Raw genomic sequence first — 19,858 nt, forward strand, 5'->3', positions numbered from 1 at the left:
AACGAGTAAAATTACTTCCAATGAGTATTTCAACTGTCATTACAGGGACCGGGAGTTACATCCCGCCTGTTATTAAAGAAAACCGGGAATTTGCGGTGAACGATTTTTATACCAATAGCCAGGAACCCATTCCCAACGCGGCAGAGGAGATCATCGAGAAATTCCGGAAGATCACCGGCATCTCGAAACGGCGCTACGCCCAGGAAGGAATGAGTGCTTCGGACATGGCCTGCCTGGCCGCGCAAAAAGCGATCGAAGATGCCGCCATCGACCCCGAAACCATCGATTACATTATTGTAGCGCACAACTTCGGCAACGTGGTGAAACACACCATCCAGATGGACGCCGTGCCTTCCCTGGCCTCACATGTAAAACACAAACTGGGCATCCGTAATCCTTCCTGTATACCGTACGACCTGCTGTTTGGCTGCCCGGGCTGGGTGCAGGGCCTCATGCAGGCGGACGTTTATTTCCGCGCCAATGCGGCCAAACGGTGCCTGATCATCGGCACGGAAATGCTCAGCCGCGTGATCGACATCTACGACCGGGATAGTATGATATTCAGCGACGGCGCGGGCGCCTGCATCGCGGAAGCGCGGGAAACCGACGGCGGCCCGGGCCTGCTGGGCAGCAGCGCGCAATCGTATACCGTCAATGAACTGGCGTATATCAATATGGGTAAATCCAACTACCCCGGCTCCGACGAACGCGTCCGGTTCATCAAGATGCAGGGGCGGAAAGTGTATGAGTTCGCCCTGAAGTATGTACCCGTTGCCATTAAAAGCTGTCTTGACAATGCGGGCGTGCCCATCGCCTCCGTGCGCAAGATCTTTATCCACCAGGCAAACGAAAAGATGGACGAGGCTATTATCAAAGCATTATACGCCTTGTACCAGCAGCCCGTAGTACCGGAAAACGTAATGCCCATGAACATTCATGAGCTGGGAAACAGTTCCGTGGCCACCATCCCCACCCTCTTCGACATGGTGCGCAAAGGCGAGCTGCCGCAGCACAACCTGGCGGCCGGGGATATCGTGGTGTTTGCTTCAGTGGGTGCCGGTATGAATATCAACGCCGTATGTTACCGCATATAACTAAAGCCGGGGAATGGTTCCGATGAACCTCCCCGGCTTCTCTCTCTGCTACTTTTTCATGATATAGGAAAAGATATCTTTTATTTCCTGGTCCGATAAGCGGTCCAGGAGGCGTTCCGGCATCACGGAGGTCTGCTGCGCTTTCATTTCTTTCACCTGCGTTGCGGAAAGGATCATGTCTTTGCCGCCCATGGGCTGAAGGGTGATGGCATTGCCGTTCCGCGATACGATCTTGCCTTCCAGCGTACGCCCGTCTGTGGTCACGATGCGGTGGATCACGTATCCTTCCCGGATATCCGCATTGGGATCAATGATATTCAGCAGCATACTGTTCATATTGTCGCGGTCGTAACCGGTGAGGTCCGGGCCAATGTTGCCCCCGGCGTCGAACAGGCGGTGGCAGGCGCCGCAGGTGCTCTGGTACAGTACTTTCCCTTTCGCCACATTGCCGCCGCCGGCTTTGATGAGTTTTAAATACCGGGTGATGCTTTCGTTTTTCTCCGCTGTGGAAGACAGTTTTACATTTGGCCACAGCCGGTTCACCTGTTCATTGATCTTCTCGTCTTTCAGAAGTTTCAGCTTGCGGGCGGCCTGCTCGCTCACATCATCCCTGTTGATCACTTTTGTTTTTTCTATTGCATCCAGGAAAGAGGCAGCCCATGACGCCCTGCTGGAAACAAGGTCTACGGCGGCATTCCGCACGCTTACATCGCCACGCAGCTGCGGGTAGGCCGCCACTATCTTTGTACCTATTTCAGGGGCGCTGAAATACTGTAATGCCTGGAGGCCGGTTTCTTTTAATGCTCCCGACGAATTTCCCGCTGCCACTACTTTCAGTAATGCCGGTACCGCCTGTTCGCGGCCGGTTTCGCCCATGATGCGGATGTAAGCCAGGCGGTGACGGGGTTCCGCTTTCCCGTCGCTGATGATCTTAATGGCCTGGTCTATCGCTTTGGCATCCCCCTGTTTGACCGCCAGTGCCAGCGGCGCGCCGAACAGCTCCGCCTGGTAAGGCTGGATGGCTTTGGTGAGGGCGGGTGAAAGACCGGTTATATCCTTGCCGCGCAAGCCTTCGCTCAGCCCGCCGATCAGTATCTTAGCCATGGCGGGAGAAGGTGCCATTTCGATGAGTTGTGCGGCGGCGGCGTAATTTGTTTCGCCGCCTGGCATTACGTATCGTTGTACCAGTCTTTTGAGGATCGTTCCCTGTACGGTTTTATTCTGCCACACCTGGCGGTTTTTGAACATGGCGAGCACAAGGTCACGGTCCGTTTCCGCTTTGGCTTCCACCGCCCACCAGGTGAGCAGCGGGATGTCCGGATCGGCCGCGTCGTTCCCGCTTTTCAGCAAACCTGCTATCATCGCCACCGCGAGCGGGCCGGGCATACGTTTGGCCGTGGAGGCCAGCTGGCTCCTCACTTCAGGGTGCTGCTCCGCCTGCGCCAGTTTGGTAAGCCGCTCCGTTACTAAGGGGGAAGCCGATTTGTTATCTCCTGCCAGCCTCACCGCCCAGTACCGCACATACGGGTCTTTATGCGCCAGCGCGATCAATGCCACATCATCGTTGTAACCCTTGCAGCCATTGATCGCCCAAAGCGCTTCCAACGCGGTCTGTGCATCGCCGGTACGGAGCAGCGGCAGCAACGCGGGCACGAGCGACCTGTCCCCACGGTTGGCAAACTGTACCTGCGCCTGCTGGCGGTACCATTTGTTTTCATCTTTTAATAAAGCTATCAGCTGCGCCGGTGTATACTTACCCAGGTCAAACGGGGGTACAGTCCTTTCGCCTGTTTTGTTCCGCAGGCGGTATACCCTTCCGGAAGATTTGTGCCAGGTATCGCGCGGGTCCACGTGGGAAAGACGGCTGTCGTACCAGTCCGCCAGGTACACCGCGCCATCCGGGCCGGCTTTGATGTTCACCGGGCGAAACCAGTGATCGTCCGTTTTCAGCACCTGGTCTTCGTCGATGTTTTTGTAAGAAGAGCCGGACTGTTCGAAGCGGGTGAGCTGTACAAAGTTCAGCAAGGGGTTTACGGCGATCATTTTGCCCTTATACCGTTCCGGCAGGGCAGTTTCCTCATACCGGATCAGCGAGTGCGTAAAACGTTTCTTTTCGCCCGTAAGCGGCATGCTGGGCAAATGCCCGAAAGTATATGCGTTCGTGTAAGGGCCATGTTTCCCCAGGCTTTTCTGGTAATAACCGCCCTGTTTGAAGTTCGGGCCCCTGTCGTAACCGTTGTCGCCGGAAAACACTCTTCCCTTGCTGTCGAATTCGACATTAAACGTATTGCCGCCGCCTTCGGCGAACACTTCAAACACCTGCGTGACCGGGTGATAACGCCATACTGCCTGCCCCTGGAATGCCACGTTCTTTGAAACGGAAGAGCTCACATTCGCCGTAGTGGTACTGCCCTGTGCGCCATAGAGCCAGCCGTCCGGCCCCCAGCGCAGGCTGTTCGCCACCGCGTGGGTATCTTCCAGACCAAACCCTTCCAGGCATACCTGCGGCGCGCCTTCGGGTATGCCGTCGTGGTCCGCATCCGGATAAGCAAGAAGATACGGAGGGTTCAACACCCAGACTTTGCCGAGGCCCGTTAATACACTCGTTGCAATATTCAGTCCCGTGATGGCATCTGTGGTTTTATCATATTTGCCATCGCCGTCCGTATCTTCAAAGATGCTGATCTTGTCCGCGCCTTTAGCGCCTTCCGGCGGGGCCGCGGGCACTTTATCAAATTTTACGCGCAGGTAATTGTCCACGCTGGTTACTTTCAACCCACGGGGATAGGGATACTGATGATATTGCACCACCCACAGCCTGCCGCGATGATCGAAGCTCAGCTCTACCGGCTGTACCACCTGCGGTTCGGACAGTACGAGGTCCAGCGCAAGGTCATCGGGGTATTTGAAATGCGCGAGCGTTTTTTCAGGCAGCGTAGGCTCGGAGGAATCGCTGAGCGCACCCACCCCGCTGAACGACTGCATGTACCGGGCCACATCTTCATTATCGCTTTCCGGCAATTGGGACGCGGCCTCCGATCCATCCTTCTGCTTTTTGTTCTTTTGGTTGCAGGCTGTGCCAAAGGCAACCAGGCTTACGCACACCATCCATACTTTTAAGCTCACATTCATTTTTTATACTTTTAAAAACACGATCCCTACCGGGATGACCACATTACTGTTTAATAAATATTCCCCGCTCCTGTATATCCGTACCCGTCAGCACAATTACGTAACTGCCGGCTTTAAGGCCTGAAACATCCACGGGGCTGCGGTTCAGACCTTGTTTGAATGATATTTGTTTTGACTGCATCAGCGCACCCTGCATGTTAAATATCCGGATATGCGCCATGCCTGCTTTTACCGCGGTGAATTCCACGTCCATGTTTTTGCTGGCCGGGTTCGGGAAGACGGTAAATCTTTTTTCTTTACCGTCTTCCTGCTGTTTGGCAATAATCCCGGTGGAATCCGCGACTGCCTGTGCGCGGCGCGCGCCATCCGGCACTTTCAGCTTGATGGTTTGTGAAAAACCATGCTGAAGCGTGAATGAAGCAGTGGCGGTAGTAGCCGAGTGCGTGATGGAAGCTCCTGAAAGGTTCTCCACCACATCCCAGTTGCCGTTCAGCACCAGGGTCACCGTGCGCGGATTCGATTTCCAGTAGTAGTTAAAAGCGGTTTCCGTTGTAATATTCATGTCGGGCGAATTCACCGTTACGGTGATCGTATCCCCATTTTCTCTTATACCGGCCACACATACGGCGGACACGCTTTTCACATGCCCGGTATTGACGGCGGTGGTCGCTTTAAAAAATACATACCCTGTCAGCGCCAGCGGGTTGTATCTCACAATGTGCATGGTATCCGTTTGTTTCAGTATGCTGTATAACGTGCCGCCCGCCAGTTGTGTGGCCAGTGCCTGCATATCGGCCGGCGTAATGCCCGGGGCCACGACAAAATGATATTTTTTGTTCACGGGATTAAGGTCGTGGTTTATCCAGGCCTTGCTGGCATACGCGGTTGCAAAGGAGTTGGGTAGGTTATGATTGGCAACGTTTTCCTTCGGTGTGGACTGCTGTCCTCTTACCACGGTCACTATGCCGTTGCCCTGCGGGATGTAATAACCGGTGGTCTGCGCATTCAGCAGCCAGATACCGGCGGGCTGCGTATCGAAGTCCTGGGTATAGGGCTGGGTGGAAAGCGGCGTGGTGGAGTTCACATAAATGGCAGGGTTGGTGGTGGAGTCTATCGCCTGGAAGAGGTTCGTGGCTACATTGCCCATATTATTGATAGCGTTGATGCTGCTGCCGAGGCAGATCATAATGCTGTCGAAGGCGAACACGGATTTTTTGGCTTTCAGGCGGGAAGGGCCGTAATTGCCATTCGCCTTTTCATCGAGGTTCAGGCCGAATATACCTTCCTGCCCGAGGGACAGGGAGCCGGCGAAGTTGTTGTTCTGAAACTCCATCGCGGTGGTCTTTTTCGGCTGCAGGCTGTCGTAGTTCGGGAAATGAACGGTGGTGGTGCCGGGCATCACATTCCAGTCCCAGCCTTTGCCCGCGAGTATATACCCGGTGGCTGCGGACGTGCCGCCGTACAGCACTTCCAGTGTGCCATAACTCTGGTAACGGCCATAGCGGTTTTCCAAGCTGTATATTTCCGCCCCGAAGATCTTGCTGGTGAACCCTCTCATTACCGCCGTCCAGTTGTTTTTCCGCTGGATGCCCAGAGCGCCGTAATTGTATTGATAAAAACCATCGGCGGACTTGGGAGACACGTCAAAAGTGCTGGTACCCGTCACCGAATTATAAAAAGCGCCCATCTCCTGGTCCGCGGGCTCGCCCTTGATATCCCCACCAATGAGCACGAACTTCTGGAAACGCCCCAGATCTATCGGTAAAGCAGCCGGGAAAGGATTCCTGCCGGATTCGGCGTGTGCATACAGCACGCCTTTGGAGGAACCGGCAAGCAGGTAGGTAATCCCTTTACTGAGATTCTCATAAGAAGCAAGGTCCACCCTGTACACCGTGCCTTTCAGTTTCTCCGCCATATCTATCCACCTGCCCCATGCGGCCATGTAACTGGTATGCTGCGAGCCATGGTGATACCCCACACCGTCGGGTTTCATGCCGTCGCGGCCGCCGATGCCGGGAACGGTATTGCGCTCCAGGTAACGTTTCACCATCTTCACATCCCTTACCGCCACATCGTCATCCGGGTTTGCCAGCGCCAGTTCGAACAGGAAAATGATCCGGAGATTGAGGAAGTCCACACTGTATCCTTCCGTGAAAGTGGCGCCATAGATCACGCTGTATTCGTTGTTCCATTTCAGCATGTCCAGCACCTGCGCCCTGACAGCGGGCGTATAGTATGGCAGGGCTTCCAGGAAACCAACGGGGAAAGTGCGGGCATTGGGATAGGAATTGGTCTGGAATATGATCCTCCCTCCTTCCGCCATGCCTTCGTCCAGCAGGTATTTTGTGAACAGTTCCAGTTTGGCGATGGCATCCGCATCGCTGGCCTTTGACGCTTTTGCCAGCACGCTGATGTAAGTGGACCATATCACCATAGAGTCGATCCTGTAGATATTTTTAAGGCCGCGCCCGTTCAGCGTACCATCCGGGTTGGTGCTGATCTGGCAGGCTGTCACATAGTTTTTCACAGTGGTGAGCGTGGGCGCCACAGTGCCGATGCCGCGGGCAAAGCGGGTTCTTAACACTGCGAGGTCCGCAAGCTCCGGCCCGGTGGCGCTTACCACGGGCAGGTCAGGCCCTGCTACCCAGTTGGGCAATACGTTCAGGTAAGGGGCATTGGTCACATGTTTGCGGAAATGCGCATAATCCGGCAGCACCTGCGGGCCGGGGAGGCGCACGTTGTTGTCGCCGATGATAACGGCCTCGTCTATGTGCAGGGTGCAGGTATTCGCGGGATTTTTGGGGATGTAGGTGATACGCATTTCTTCCAGCCCGAAGGTGGTCAGTGTATCACCGAAGTTGTAATCGTAATAATAAGAGCGGTGAAAATCACGCCAGCCTTTAAAGTTCAGTAACATTTTGCCTTGCCGCTGCACTACGCCGGAGCCGTCCATGAACTGGAACAGCAGCGTGTCTTCCGTAGCTTCCGGCAGGTAAAAGAATATCTGCGCCTGGCCCGTGGTGGCATTGCGCACTTCCGAGGAAGGGATCGCCAGGCCGGTGGCGCTGATGTAATCGCCGTTCTGCGCCTGCCATTTCAAAGCATTACCACCGCCTTTTACGTGCTCCGCGCTTAAGGATAACGGCGTAGCGGAGCTGGTCTGCCAGTTCACCGGTATCTCACTATCAAAAGAAACGCTGCGTTGTTGGGATTTAACCTGTCCACACACTGTCAATGCCACTACTGCAATCAATAAAATTGTTTTCATAGCTGATGTGTTTATTGAATTAAAGGATGATGTTATGAATGGCTGTCGTGAAACAAGCCTTCGTAATGGGCGGACGGGAGAAAGATGCCCCCGCTTTGCCGGTAATAATCTTCATTGAGCTCAAACACGCCATTGCGCGGGCGCGTCCATGATGCGGCGGACAGCGGGTGCCAGGCGGACATATTTTTCCAGTTGCGGTAATTCATTTCGCCGTTCGTTTCCATAATACCCATACCGATGCCAGGGAAAGGCATCAGGCGGGCGGCGAGGTTTTTATTCCATTCCACCAGCACGGGGCTCACCGTCAGGTCCGCGCACAGGCAGGGGATGTTTTTCTCGGCCGCCAGCGCGGCGATCTTCATGGACAGCGTAAGCGTTTTTGCAATGCCTTTCAGCACCATGGCGGTATATCCCTGTTCAATCCTGCGCAGGGCGCCTGCTTCGTCGTGCACGCTTTCATCCGCCGCCATCCTGATACCCGTGTCGGACACATCTTCGTCGTTGTGCTCCGCCAGCGGTTCTTCGTAAAAAAGGATATGTTCCAGCGCCCCTGTTTTTTTTGCATGATCCAGGTAACGCATGAGCCCTTCCTTTTTTTCATAACGGCCGTTTGCATCGAGGGTGTAGATCAGTTTGCCACTGGCCGTATGCGGCGTGCGCAGGTCTTTCAGTACCTGGTGTACCTGGCTCAGCCTTTCCATATCTTTTTCCAGCATGTCTGCCTGTGTACCGGGATAGCCGGTTTTGATCTTAAAGACAAAATATCCATCCGCCGTGGCCTGTTTCAGCTCCTGTACCGGCATACCGTAAGGCACCTGGTAGGTGACCGCCACTTTGTTGTTCCTGTGCGACAACCCCTTTTTGTATGCGGCAGGCACCATGGCGTCAAAATCATGCAGCCCGTTTTCCGCCGCGTACAGCAGCCAGGCGGCGTTATCCGCGCTCACCAGCGCGTTGTACACGAAGTTGGTATGCAGGTCTTTTTTACCGGTGATCTGCCTGGCCTCCACCAGCAGTTGCGGGAAGATGGACTCCTGCAGCATCACCGGGTCTGTGAAAGGTGTATTCCGGATCAGCTTCAAAGCCCTTATGGCGGTGAGGTACATCAGGGCGTTGCCTTCGGTTTCCGTATGCGCGGCAAACATTTCCGCGTCACCGTACAGTACGCTTTGCGTGGCGATGCCTGTTTTCTTATGGCCGGATGCGGATTCCAAACGGGAGGCTACCTGCCACAGCTCGGTGAGGTAACCACCCTTAAAACCAAACGGCCGCATCAGCGCCTCCCGTTCAAAATCCGAATCGGCATGGGTGATCGTTATCTTCTTCAGTTCCTCCGGATAGCCTGCCGCACGGGCGATGCCGCTTGCGGACAGCACTGCCGCCATACTGGTGTTCCGTATAAATTGTCTCCTGTGCATGGTTAATCTGTAACAGTTACGCTGATCTCTCTTACCACTTCCCTTGTGCCGTAGATACTGGCGTTTTTAGCCACAAAAAAGGCTTTGTATGAACCTTTCACGGCATAGGTATAAGTATACTTCTGCAGCCGGGAATCGGAATTGCCTTTCACCGGGATGGCTTTGTTGATCCCATCCGGTGCGGTTTCCGGGAGGTATTCACGGCCGGTCTCCCCGGAATAAAAGGAAATAATGCCCGCCGTGCCTTCAAATTCAAATGCATTTTCTTTGCCCGCTTCGAAGGTGACGGCGCTTGATTTCACCCTGAAATCGGGTGTTTCGGGCAACACTTCTTTTTTACAGGCTACCGTTACCAGCAGCATGAAACAGATGATTTGTACATATTTCATTTGGATATCGTTTTAATGCATTACCATCCCGGGTTTTGGGTGAGTGCTCTGTTTAAGGTCAGTTCTCTTGTAGGGATCGGCCAAAGCGTGTTCCTATCGGAGATATTCGGGCCATACCCTTTGATAAAAAGATTCAGGTACGCGGGCGTCGTGAGGCTGCCAAGGTCTGTTTTTATCGTCTCTGACAGCTCGTGCATCCTGTCTACGAAGATGCCCCAGCGGATCAGGTCCGCTTTGCGGTATGTTTCCCCGTTCAGCTCCCTCGATCTTTCATCCTGTATGAATTTGCGGAATGTCTCCGGGCCGGCCGTGGCGGAAGAAGGTACTTCCGCTTCCACAGCGGAGTAAATCGTTGCGGTGGCCGTAGCGCCGATACCTTCGCCGCCGTTGAACGTGATCGTGGGCGCCGACGTGAAGCCTACGCCCCTGGTCCTTCCGTACACAGGGTCCGGCGCAAACGTGAGGCCGGTCACGCGGCCGCCGGAGATGGTAGCGGTAGCGGCAGCGCCTGTGCCTCCGCCACCGGAGATGGTGACTGTGGGAGCGGCGGTGTAGCCGGCGCCGCCATGGGTAATAGTGACTGCTTTAATGCTGGTCCTCCACCCTCTTCTTCTCACTTTGTTCACCGCTTCAATAGCTTCTGTTGTGGGGCCGGATATTTCGTTTTCCGCTTCGGCATACATCAGCAGCACGTCCGAGAAACGCAGCAGCGGGCAGTTTGTGGGCGTGGCGGTATTGTTCTTCGGCAATACGATCTCGTATTCCCGGCGGTATTTCCCCGGCCAGCGGTTGTACGCGGTATTGCGGTTCACGGAAGCCACATAATTCTTAAAATTAGCAGGCTGCGCAGCGGTGCCGTAGTTGAAGTTCGTGATACACCAGTCCCTTCTTACATCACCTTCATCGTAGCGGTAATACAGGTCCGCCGTGGCTTTGATGCCCGCGTAGGCAAATCCTGTCTGGCTATTGGTAGTAGCGGGGCCGTTCACATCACCGAGAGAGCCGGTCTCCGTATAGGCGTCAGACCTGTTCCCCCAAAACTCCACTTCCCATAAGGATTCTTTGATATCATACTTATCAGTGATCAGGTTGATGAATACGCCCGAATACGAAGGGTTCAGCGCATGACCAGCCTCCGCATCATCTATTACCTTTTTGGCCCAGTTACGTGCGTCTGTGTATCTACTGATCTCCTTTACAGGATGGCCGGCCATATGCAGGCATACCCTCGCCAGGATGCCGCGTACGGCGGATTTGTTCACCCTGCCGCCAAAACCCAGCTCCTGGATGGGCGCCACAAGGCCTTCCGCTTCGGTCATGTCCGCGATGATCCGCTCGTACACCTGCTTAGCCGTAGCTCTTGGGGCATCCACATCACTCACGGATTTCGGCGGTGTAAGGATCAGCGGCACGCCACCATAACCCTGCACGAGCATAAAGTAATAATACGCTCTCAGGAACAGCGCCTCGCCTTTCACCCTTGAGCGCACCGCCGCATCGATGGCGGGGTTGTTGTCAAGGTTGGCCAGCAGGTAATTGGCGCGGCCGATGCCTATGTACAGATTGCTCCAGAAGCTCTGGAAGTCCGGGTGGGCCGCCGTGTAATCATAAATATGCAATCCGCTCAGCGGGGAGTTTTTTACATACCAGTGCTCATCTCCCTCAAACCCGAAGCGGAAATGGATGGGATTGGAATACAGCACACCGAGATTATCGTACACCCCGTTCAGCGCGATGTTCAGCTGCTCGGCCGTTTTGTAGTAGGTGGACGGCTCCAGGAAATCCTTCGGCTTGCGGTCCAGCTTCTTTACGCAGGAAACAAGGCCAGCCAGGAGCAACGCGGACAATATTAAATTTCTGTACTTCATTTTTATAGTATGAGCGTCAGGAATTAAAAAGTAACATTCAGGCCAAACACCACCGTTCTGGCGATCGGGTAGGCTGAAAAATCAAAGCCCGGCGTGAGCACGGAGCTACGCACCGATACTTCGGGGTCCATGCCGGAGTAATTGGTGAAAGTGAGCAGGTTCTGCGCGGCCACCGTGAGCCTGAGTTTGCTCAGGTGCAGGGTTTTCAGCACATGCTCCGGGAGGTTGTACCCCAGCGAAACGGTTTTGAGCCTGAGATACGAGCCATCTTCGATAGCCCTCGATGAATAACTGCCGATCGTTCCCTGGCCACCCGATTTGAAATTTTTGTTGGTCGGGTTGCTTTCGCTCCAGCGGTCCTGGTAGCTGGCAAACTGGTTCAGGCTGAGCCGGATGTTGCCGTTGCCTTCGAACATATACCGGTTGGCATTCAGGATGTCGTTGCCGTAAGACCATTGCAGGAATACGTTCAGGTCAAATCCTTTGTAGGAGAAGTTGTTGGAAAACCCGCCGGTATGGATGGGCTGGCCGCGGCCTATCACCACCAGGTCCGCGGGCGTGATATCACCGTCGCCGTTCATGTCCCTGTATTTGATATGCCCCGGCTGGGCGGCGGCGCCGTTGTTGGACACGCCGGGTTTTAAGGTATACGTTCCGGATGTGGATTTATTGAAGTCGGACAGCTGGTACACGCCGTCGAAAATGTAACCGTAGAACATGCCCGCGGGCTGGCCTACCTGTGAGATATACGGCGGGTTGTTGTTGTATTGCGTCTCGAAGTTGACCGTGGAATACAACGCCTCCTGTCCTCTTACCAGTTCCAGTATTTTGTTTTTGTTGAAACTGATGTTGAAGTTGCTGCTCCATTCAAAATCCTTCGATCTGAAGTTGACGGTCTTTAACCCGAACTCAACGCCCTGGTTCTGGATCTTGCCGATGTTCTGCTGCGCCTGCAGCATGCCCATGGTAGCGGGCAGGTCCGCATTAAGCAACAGGTCGCTGGTGACCTTGCGGTACCAGTCCACGGTGAATTCCACGCGGTCGTTGAACAGGCCGAGATCGTAACCGATATTCAGCTGGCGGGTGGTTTCCCATTTCAGGTTGCTGTTGCCGAGGCCGGAGATGATCGCGCCTTTGCCGGGAGTGCCGTTGTTGAATGAATAAGAATTCCCGACAGGAAAGCTCAGGCCGGAATACGCGTCGTAGTTCCCTACACGGTTATTGCCGGTGCTGCCGTAACTCGCTCTTAGTTTTGAATTGGACACAAAGGCGAGCCCTTTCATAAAGTTCTCTTCCTGCATATTCCATGCAAAAGAACCGGAGGGGAAATAACCCCATTTGTGGCCTTTGGCGAACTTGGAAGAGCCGTCGCCGCGGAACGTGAATTCCAGCATGTATTTCGAGCGGTAGTTGTAAGACAGGCGGCCGAAGAACGATGCGATAAAGTTTTCGCCGGAAGTGGCGTATGCGGTATAGGGAATGCCTTCGTCCATGCCGGGCATTTGCAATTGTTCGTTCGGCAGGTTCTGGGCGGCGTAGCCGTAGGTTTCCGCTTTGTATTCCTGGAAAGAGATGCCGCCGAGCGCGGTTATTTTGTGATCGTTGCTGATCGTGGTATTGTAGGTGACGGTGTTATCGTTTGAAAGGATACTTGTTTCGGTATAGGTGACGGAGCCGTGCTGGCCCCTGATGTTGCGGGGGTTCAGCGGGCTGCCCTGTACGGTTTTGGAGTTAAAAAAAAGATCGCCCCGGCGCTGCCTGTTGGACATGGAGCCGGCAAACCTGAATACGAGGTTGCTGAGGGGGGAATAAGTAAGGTAACCGTTCGCCAGGAAATCAGATGTGCTGGTTTTGTTATACTCGTTGTTGCTGGTGGTGATGGGATTCAGCCGGATGTCGTACTGGTTGATAAAAGCCATATCGCCGTCATCATCTATCAGGTCCGTATTGGGATCGCCGGCTACGGGCCGGTAGCCCCAGGCGCGGGACAGCAGGTAGGTGGTGAACGAGGGGCCGTTGCCTTCCGCCACGGGCTGGCCATGTGTATTGATGCGGCTGTAATTGATGGTGACGCCCGCTTTCAGCTTCCGCCCGATAGCCTGGTCTATGGCGGCCCTGCCCTGGTAGCGGCTGTATCCTGAATTGATCACGATGCCTTCCTGGTCGTATACGGAGCCGGAGAGAGAGTATCTCGTCTGCCCCGATCCGCCCCTGATGGCAATGTTGCTGATCAGCACCGGCGATGTGCGGAACACCTGGTCCTGCCAGTTGATCCCTTCCATATCACGGTAAGATTCCAGCGTGCGCCCGTTCTGGAAATAAGCGTTGGTAGCCGATGTTTTGTTCAGCTCTTCCTGGTATTTTACAAATTCATAGGCATCCATCACGGGAATGGTCTTCTGCACCTGCTGTATGCCGTAAGAGGTATTAAAAGTAACTACCGGCTTGCCGATCCTGCCTTTTTTTGTTTCCACCAGTATCACGCCGTTCGCCGCCCGTGAGCCATAGATGGCCGTAGCGGAAGCGTCTTTGAGAATGTTGATGGTTTCGATATCATCCGGGTTCAGCATGCCGTCCTCGGGGTCTTCGATGGGGAAACCGTCTATCACGTACAGGGGGGAATTATTTTGTGTGAGTGAGTTGGCGCCGCGTATCACGATGCCCATGCCTTTGCCCGGCTGCCCGTCCTGCGAGGATACCTGCACGCCGGCGATGCGCCCGGCCAGCGCTTCTGTGAAAGAAGCGACGGGGGCTTTGGCGAGGTCAGCCATGTCCACCTGGCCCACGGCGCCGGTGAGGTCCGCTCTTTTCACCGTACCGTACGCCACTACCACTTCCACCTGCCCGAGCGTGTTTGCCTGCTGTTTCATGCGGATCTTTCCCAGCTGCAGGTCCGCGGATTCATTTACGGTCACCTGCATACGCAAGGGCTGGTAACCCAGGCAGGAGATCTCCAGCGTGTAATTGCCGGGGGCCACGCCCGCCAGTAAAAAATTGCCGCGCCCGTCTGAGGATGTGCCTTTGTTCCCCGGTGTCAGTCTCACGGAAGCCCGCTCCACGGGAGCGGCCGCGCTGTCTTCCAGCGTACCGGTCACGTTCCGCGTCAACAGTGCGGCCTGCGCCGCAGCGCCGCTGGCGGTCTCCCCTTTTTTGTAAATAAGGATCGTTTTGTTGCTGATCTCGTAACCCAGCTGCTGGCCCTGCAAGGCAATGTCCAACAGTTGCGCAAGCGGCATCTTCACCGCGTGCAGCGTTACCGGGCGGCTGTTGCTCAGTACTTTTTTGTTGCTGAACACAACGTAACCGGTTTGTTGTTCGATGGTGCTGAATACTTTGGTGAGCGGCATGTTATTGCCGGAAACAGTGACCACCTGGGCGATATTTTTCCCCGAGACATGCAGAAAAAAAACGAGCAGCAGATAAGCGGTGTACCTCATAGCGCGGAACATTTGAGCGCAGGGCCAGGGCACGGTCCGGCCCCTGCAAATACCTTTAAATTGCATACATTTACATTGATTTGGTTGACTAATAATCAGTCTGCCACGACTGTGCGTATTCATGTCCGCCAGGTCACCGATGCGCTCCGGGCCCTAATCCGGGGCGTATTCATTTTATGCCTGGCTTTTATTGCTTGCCTTATTCTTTTGCCTGTTTTGTTTATTGGACGGTGAGAACCACCAGCCTGTTGTTTCCTTCCAGCCTGAACTTCACTTCCGCGCGCTCCAGCATTTTCAGCATGGCGGAGAGCGGTATGTCGCGCTGCATTTTACCGTAAAATTCCATGTCCGGTATGCCATTCTCGTATATGATCTCTATGTTGTACCAGCGTGAAAGCTGCCGCATCACTTCTTCCAGCGATGCATCCTGGAAATTGAACAGCCCGTTCTTCCACGCGGTCACTTTATCCGTATCCACGTTTTTATTCACTTCCACGCGGCCGGCCCTGTTCACTGCCTGCTGGCCCGGGGAAAGCTGTACGCCGGTGTTGCCGGCTATTACTTTCACTTTCCCGCTGAGCAGGGTGGTTTTTATATCCTGTTCGTCCGTATAGGCGTTGATGTTAAAAGATGTGCCCAGCACCTGCACTTCCGTTTGTTTGTTCACGATCACTTTAAAAGGCGAAGCGGCATTTTGCGCTACTTCAAAATAGGCCTCGCCGGTCACCTCCACCTTTCTTTCTGTTTTGGCGAAGGTGACGGGGAAACGGATGGATGAAGCGGCGTTGAGCCATACTTCCGTGCCGTCTGGCAGGCGGAGGCGGTACTGGCCGCCGGGAGGCGTGGTGAGCGTGTTATATGTATCTGGAATGGATGCGGAGGTGGTGTATTGCAGCTGGCCGTTCTGCTGCTGAATGGTACCGCCGCCCTGCGCGATCTGCCGGGCCGCGCTGTCCACCGTTACGGTGGTGCCATCGGCAAGGGTGAGTACGGCTTTGTTGCCGCCGGGCTGTACATCCGCAAGCGGTGTGCTAAGCGGCGGCTGGTGCGTAGTGTTTTTGTTCAGTAAGACATAGGCGCCGCCCGCCAGTATCAGCAGCAATACGGCTGCCGCGGCGGCGAGGTATGTTTTTAAACTGCGTACGCGCGGCGCGGGCCGTAACTGTTTTTCGATGCCGGCATAAATACGCCGGAACACCTGTTCGTCCGGCTCCTGCTGGTATTTTTCCGCTTCGAGGCTGCTGAGCACCATCTGTTCAAACGCTTCCAGGTATAAAGGATCGTCCAGCAGGCTTTGCAGCTGCTGCTTCTCGGCCGCGGTGGCCGCGCCCGTAATATATCTGTCAGTCAGTTCCTCCAGCAGTGCCTTGTTCATCATGTTGAATATGCAGTTAACTATAAAGACGCAAAAGAAAAAAGGTACCGGGGATGGGAAGGCAAAAATTCTTGAATATTATTATCCGCTATATATAATACAGGCAGAATATGACAATATGCAGGTGATTGCCGTTGTTCTTAAGATAAGTCCGGAGAAAATTGAGGGCGAGGGTGATGTACTCGCTGACGGTGTCTTTGGAGATGTTCAGTTCGGCGGCGATTTCGGCATGGCTTTTTCCTTCGAGGCGGCTCATTTCAAATACCCTTTGCCTTTTGGGCGGCAGCTGTGCAATGCCCTGGCGCAGGAGGCTGTTCAGTTCCTTTAGTTCCAGCTGGCTGTCCGGTATATAAAGGGTCTCGGCAGCGTCTGCTTCGTCGCCGGTAAGTTCGTCCCCGAGTTTTTCACGGAGGCGGGAAATGATCTTGTTGCGGGCGGTGATAAAAAGATACCCCCGGAAGTTTTCGATGCCGGGGAGTGTGCTGCGTTTTTCCCAGATGGCGATAAAGACGTCCTGCGTGAGCTCTTCGGCCTTTTCGGGCGAGCGGAGGTAAGCCAGGGCATGGGCGTAGATATTGGGCCAGAAAGCCTCTACAATAGCTTTCAGGGCCTGCTGGTTGCCCGCAGCCATCTCATGCAATAAGTATGTCTCATTCTGAATTTCCGCGTACATTCCCGTGGTGGCTGGCTTGGTGACCGATTCTGGTGATATCCGGGCTAAAGTATAAAAAAGAACGCTTATTGCCGTAAAAATTCGGCTACTATCCCGTTCAGCATTTCCAGGTTTTTGATGACATCGCCGATAGCGTTACCCTGCTAAAAAAATATTTGCGCAAGCGAATGCTTGCCTTTATATTTGCAAGCACATACTTGCATATAAGATACAGGCATAATGCGCGGAACCAGCGCCTTGCTACTGCATTGCCCTCACCATTCACGCCATTTAACAAACAATACATATGAGAAAACTGAAATTACAGGTACAGATCTCCATCGACGGATTTGTATCCACCGGCCCAAACGACGAACAGCACTGGGTTACCTGGGCCTGGGAAGAGGTCCGCCCGCATGTACTGGGCCTCCTCCCCTCTTCGGATACCATTTTGATCGGCAGGAAACTGGCCATCGACTACATCCCTTACTGGGAGGAAGTAAATACCCGCCCCGATGATCCGATGCATGAAGTAGCGGAGTTCATCGTGGCGGCGAAGAAGGTGGTCTTTACCAAAACGCTGGAAAGGTCTGAATGGGGCAATACCACGCTGGCGAAAGGGAACCTGGCGGATGAAGTAAAGGCATTAAAACAACAGGAAGGCAAAGATATCCTGGCCTACGGCGGTTCCTCGTTTGTTTCTTCGCTGATCAGGGAAGGACTGGTGGATGAATTTCACCTGTTCGTGAACCCGGTGGCGCTGGGTAAAGGCGAGCCGATATTCAGCAGGCTGGAGGACTGGCAACAGATGACGCTGAAAGAAACGATCGTGTATCCCTGCGGCATTGTGATGCTGCATTATCAACCTAAATAGTAACCCACCGGCTTACGATCTTACGCTGATCCTTCGCTGATCCTCCGGTGAAATCCTCTACATTCTCCAATCACAGGCAGGATAACCGCATGATGACAGGAGTATGCGTGAAGGATCATAGTAGGATCGGCGAAGGATCACTGAAGGATCAGCGCAGGTGAGGTGGAGTTGATCAGTAGTTGATCCGGAGGTGAGGAGAAGTATGCTTTGATGTGAAAAAACGGTGGTGCAAATACAATTTAAGGGAGAAAATGATGAGGTAAAGGAGATGGATGGAGGTGAGTGAGAGGAAAGAAGCGGCAAAATAAGGGGGTTTCTTAACGACCGGGCACAGGTTTCCCCGGAGCTGTATGCCCCAGGTCATTTAAAAGCAGTAAAAGAAGCGTTCAATGTGTTGAGGTAAGAATTATTCCCGCAGGGATGTAAACGCGCGGCGGGTGAGTGGTGCAACATACAGCATGGGTGCATTGCCCACCCGGCGTTTTTGTTTCCGCGCACCACGTTGTTTTTTCACCGTCGAAACAGCGGAAATCGCTGCTACTATGTCCGCAGCCGTGTGTTTGCGGGCGCCCGAAGGATATATCACACCATTGCACATCGTACAGGCTCTTACCTGCAATACCACCAGCAGCACGCCTTTGGCCGGCGCTGCAAATCCCAGCTCCATCCCTTCGAACGGTTTTGTGAGATCGATGATCTCGCCGGAAACGTCTGTTTCTTCCACCTTCCGTTCTTCAAAACTGATACGCGTGGTGATGACGCTGATCTCCAGGTGAGTGTACTTCCCGCGCAGGCTGACCGGTTGCGGCGGAATGCGGAGTACGCCGTCTTTAGTGAATACGGGCGGGATGGTGAAGACATTTTCCACGCCCGCGTGCGCATTGAACCGAAAACCCTGGACAGCCGGAATGAAATCCCTGCCTGCCCGCATGATCGTTTTATTCAGCCGGTTCACCAGCGAACCGTTACAATGCAGCAGCAGCTGCGGCACAATGGCTTCCCGGATAAACCTTGCTCTCCTGCTGGCAATGCCGAAGGCCCTGGAAGCCCTGCGGGTGGCAGGCGTCTGCCGTACCTCTTCCGGCGCGCTGCGCACAAAATACTCGCCGTTCCGCCGGTAGCCGATCACGTCGCCCAGGCGGCCGGTAAACTTTAATAAACTGGTTTGTTTTCCCATGGTAATACGTTTTTGCCTGAATGTACGGTAAAGCGGAGAAACGCTCCGGGAGGGCAATTAATGCCTGTCTAAAGGCAGTTCGGTCGCTGTTGGAATTTATCTAAAGGCCGTTCGACCGGCAGTAGAGAATATTCAAACCGGCTTATACCGGCTTTAGATGTTGGCTAAAAATGAAAGATGCGGCCGGCGGGGGAACGCATTGTACCGGTTCTTCCAAAAAAATCCCGGATTCTTTGTAAATTCAACCCGTGAATAGCATAAATTCACAGGAACCAATCTTCAATCAAGATCGAGTGGAAAGTTATTCAGATATGGATCTGATCGGGATGATCAGGGGGAATGACCACGACGCTTTCCGGGAGCTCTACAGGCGTTACTGGGAGCCGCTGCTGTTGCAGGCGGCCGGCAAGACCGGCTCCGCGCAGGATGCGGAAGACATTTTACAGGAGCTTTTTGTGCATCTCTGGGAAAAACGCTCCGGTCTATACATTACCGGCACCGTCGGCGCGTATCTTTTTATTGCGCTGCGCAACAGGATCATCAATTATTTCCGCGCTCATCTTACTCAAACTACTCATATCCGCGAACTGACCGGCACCATGCCTTTCGCCACGGACAACGGCCAGGCGCCCATGGCCCTCAAAGAACTGGCCGCCCAGGTAAAAGCCGAGCTGGACCAGATGCCCGAAAAGATGCGCACCGTTTATCTCAAAAGCCGCGAAGAAGGCCTCTCCGCCCCGGTGATCGCCTCACAGCTCTCCATCTCCGAACAAACCGTACGCAACCAGATCTCCAACGCCCTCAAACGCCTCAAAGGCAAGGTGAACGAATATTACCGGGGGCATTCGCTGCCTAATTCTTTTTAGGCCTTCTTTCTCTTTTTTCACCTGTTATCATAGACATCTATTATCAGCATTTTCTGAAGCAGGTAAAATGCTTCTTTTACAATACTAAAATACTCTGCACTTTCAGTGCAGAGGTTTGGAATCCGGACTAAAATCCTGCTTCGGTGCTGATACTCAACATGAGTGCCTCAAGCGCAAAGCGCGTCATCCTATGTTTGTAGTGGCTATAAAATAGGAAGAACTTAGTTTTATGTAAAAAAAACAGAAGAGGAAAAAGGAATCAGATTATTTGTCGTCATTGGTCAAAAGACCGTTCGCAATGCTAATCC

General features: G+C 53.9%; 12 protein-coding genes. 3 read left to right on the forward strand and 9 right to left on the reverse strand.

The features are described from left to right. The first annotated feature begins 20 nt into the window (after positions 1 to 20). A complete protein-coding gene (locus tag EG028_RS08270; protein ID WP_120515125.1) occupies positions 21 to 1,094 on the forward strand; it encodes a 3-oxoacyl-ACP synthase III family protein in 1,074 nt (357 codons plus the stop codon). Between the two features lie 48 nt (positions 1,095 to 1,142). Here EG028_RS08270 and EG028_RS08275 read toward each other — a convergent pair whose 3' ends face one another. From EG028_RS08275 to EG028_RS08310, 8 genes are all read right to left on the reverse strand, one after another. Beyond that, positions 1,143 to 4,226, reverse strand: coding sequence for a PVC-type heme-binding CxxCH protein (locus EG028_RS08275; protein ID WP_120515126.1), 3,084 nt, complete (start codon positions 4,224 to 4,226; stop codon positions 1,143 to 1,145). Between the two features lie 43 nt (positions 4,227 to 4,269). Then, positions 4,270 to 7,494 carry a polysaccharide lyase family 8 super-sandwich domain-containing protein gene (locus tag EG028_RS08280; protein ID WP_120515127.1) on the reverse strand — a complete coding sequence of 1,075 codons (3,225 nt, stop codon included), beginning with the start codon at positions 7,492 to 7,494 and terminating at the stop codon, positions 4,270 to 4,272. Between the two features lie 32 nt (positions 7,495 to 7,526). Further along, positions 7,527 to 8,912, reverse strand: a complete 1,386-nt coding sequence (locus EG028_RS08285; RefSeq protein ID WP_120515128.1) for an enolase C-terminal domain-like protein — start codon at positions 8,910 to 8,912, stop codon at positions 7,527 to 7,529. A gap of 2 nt (positions 8,913 to 8,914) precedes the next feature. Further along, complete coding sequence (locus EG028_RS08290) at positions 8,915 to 9,301, reverse strand: DUF5017 domain-containing protein (protein WP_120515129.1); 387 nt, start codon at positions 9,299 to 9,301, stop codon at positions 8,915 to 8,917. 20 nt (positions 9,302 to 9,321) lie between these two features. Then, positions 9,322 to 11,169 carry a RagB/SusD family nutrient uptake outer membrane protein gene (locus tag EG028_RS08295; protein WP_120515130.1) on the reverse strand — a complete coding sequence of 616 codons (1,848 nt, stop codon included), beginning with the start codon at positions 11,167 to 11,169 and terminating at the stop codon, positions 9,322 to 9,324. A gap of 23 nt (positions 11,170 to 11,192) precedes the next feature. After that, positions 11,193 to 14,606 (reverse strand): TonB-dependent receptor, encoded by a 3,414-nt coding sequence (locus EG028_RS08300; protein WP_162946259.1) that lies wholly within the window; start codon positions 14,604 to 14,606, stop codon positions 11,193 to 11,195. Positions 14,607 to 14,826: 220 nt separating this feature from the next. Beyond that, positions 14,827 to 15,984, reverse strand: coding sequence for a FecR family protein (locus EG028_RS08305; RefSeq protein WP_120515132.1), 1,158 nt, complete (start codon positions 15,982 to 15,984; stop codon positions 14,827 to 14,829). An 85-nt stretch (positions 15,985 to 16,069) separates the two neighbouring features. Next, positions 16,070 to 16,654: an RNA polymerase sigma-70 factor gene (locus tag EG028_RS08310; protein ID WP_120515133.1), complete on the reverse strand. Its 585-nt coding sequence runs from the start codon at positions 16,652 to 16,654 to the stop codon at positions 16,070 to 16,072. 286 nt (positions 16,655 to 16,940) lie between these two features. On the opposite strand from EG028_RS08310, the gene EG028_RS08315 reads away from it, so the two are divergent. Continuing rightward, a complete protein-coding gene (locus EG028_RS08315) occupies positions 16,941 to 17,507 on the forward strand; it encodes a dihydrofolate reductase family protein (RefSeq protein WP_120515134.1) in 567 nt (188 codons plus the stop codon). Between the two features lie 406 nt (positions 17,508 to 17,913). On the opposite strand, the gene EG028_RS08320 is transcribed toward EG028_RS08315, so the two are convergent. Further along, positions 17,914 to 18,684, reverse strand: a complete 771-nt coding sequence (locus EG028_RS08320) for a hypothetical protein (protein ID WP_120515136.1) — start codon at positions 18,682 to 18,684, stop codon at positions 17,914 to 17,916. Positions 18,685 to 18,995: 311 nt separating this feature from the next. On the opposite strand from EG028_RS08320, the gene EG028_RS08325 reads away from it, so the two are divergent. After that, positions 18,996 to 19,550 carry an RNA polymerase sigma factor gene (locus EG028_RS08325; RefSeq protein ID WP_120515137.1) on the forward strand — a complete coding sequence of 185 codons (555 nt, stop codon included), beginning with the start codon at positions 18,996 to 18,998 and terminating at the stop codon, positions 19,548 to 19,550. Positions 19,551 to 19,858 lie beyond the last annotated feature (308 nt).

The organism is Chitinophaga barathri (assembly GCF_003807585.1).
GTDB classification, from domain to species: domain Bacteria; phylum Bacteroidota; class Bacteroidia; order Chitinophagales; family Chitinophagaceae; genus Chitinophaga; species Chitinophaga barathri.